Below are 1,652 nucleotides of genomic sequence, written 5' to 3' on the forward strand. Positions count from 1 at the left end.
ATAAATTGGTGGCTGACAACCATATCAAACAGGAAGCAGACAATGAGCGACGAATTAGCGCACTTAGAAAAGGACTTGCTTGGGCAACTGAGAAAAATGCAAGACTACCTGGCAGCATTGGAGGCACAAAACAGCGAGCTGATTTTGCAAAACACCTCTCTGGAAGCTCAGAACCTCACATTACGTACTGCACAGAACAAAATAATAGAACGGCAATTCGAGTTGACGACACAAAACGATGCGTTGAAGAGGCAAAATCAGGCATTGCTTGGGCAGCTAAACGATGCGAAAACCTACCAAAGCGATGTGATGACACAAAACAAAGAATTAATGGCACAGCACAAGCAAATAACAAGCTCACACAAAGAATTGACGACACAAAACAAGCAATTGAGGGAATCACTGAAGCTATCGGAAAGTCAAATATTGAAATTAACAAAGCAACTGAGCGAAGTGCAAGACCAGCCCCCAACCCCTTCGATGACGCAGCACGACGAGCAAGAGCTGCTCGACTTGATCGACAGCAAAGACAAGTTGATCGAGACACTCGAGCAAACCGTCACAAAGATGAGAGAATCTTTGAGTATGCTGAACGTATGAAGCTGCACTTAGCCATGCGTTTAATTCAACGCCATCACAATTCAATGGCAATCAGCTGGGCACAAGGAGAAACGATAGAGGATGCCCCTGATAAATTTGATAAGCGTCAAGTTGCGATACTTAGCGAGTTTGCAAAGCGCCTTGGTATTGAAGATAAAGATAAAGCGCTAGGGTTTAGAGATCACTTACAGCAAGTGGGCAAACGTTTTGATTACACGCTGGTTGAAAATAACAAATCCATTATCAAGCTTTTGCGTGATCCTAAAGCTGAACGAGAGCAGTATCTGGCACTTATTAAGCATTTTGAGGACTTTAGGGACGATATTGATCAAAAGCGTGCGACATTTAATACTAGTATCATTGACAAGCTAGGCGGTAGCGCAGGAGAGGTTGGCAGAATGACTCGGGACACCATGTCATCGTTCAGCTATATAGAAGAATTAATGGATTACATCAATCAGGATAACTACCCAGCTGAGGCAAGGGAGGTTGCTAAAGAACATTTAGCAGATATCTTGGATAAAACCTGTCAGCAATTCAAACTTGCGTTGCGTGATGTTAATTCCTTACCAACAACCCAGCGTAAAACCTACTCAGAGGCTCTTAAAGCCACTTTAGAGACGTTTACTGAGCGATATGGTAAAGAGTTGTCTGAAAGCCAACACAAAGCGATACAGAGCGGTTTAGAGTCCTATCAGCATCAAGTGAGTAGAACTAATACACCCAGTCGAGGATTTAGTCCTTAATCTAATCCTCAAAAGAACCGTTACTGAGAAATAAGTTACTTAGGCAAGCTACGCGGTTTAAGTGATGATTTTTCACTTATCCACAAAAAAGTTTATCACCCGTTTCTTTAAGGGGTTTATTTAATCCTGTTTACTCCTGTTTACTCCTGTTTAAGAGCCTTTTTTCCCTGTTAAAATCAATACCTTACAAGAAAGAAAAAGAGTAAATGAGCAGAAAACAGAGTAAATGAGCAGAAAACAGAGTAAATGAGCAGAAAACAGAGTAAATGAGCAAAAAACAGAGATAAATAAAAAACACTCTTTTTA

Annotated in this window: 1 protein-coding gene; it reads left to right on the forward strand. The window is 41.2% G+C overall.

The window, feature by feature from the left end:
- Nucleotides 1–1,346: hypothetical protein (locus AAEY83_RS12620; RefSeq protein ID WP_351059231.1), on the forward strand; the 1,346-nt coding region annotated here is incomplete at its 5' end.
- Nucleotides 1,347–1,652: the final 306 nt, after the last annotated feature.

Source organism: Psychrobacter sp. TB20-MNA-CIBAN-0197 (assembly GCF_040309765.1).
Lineage (GTDB): Bacteria > Pseudomonadota > Gammaproteobacteria > Pseudomonadales > Moraxellaceae > Psychrobacter > Psychrobacter submarinus.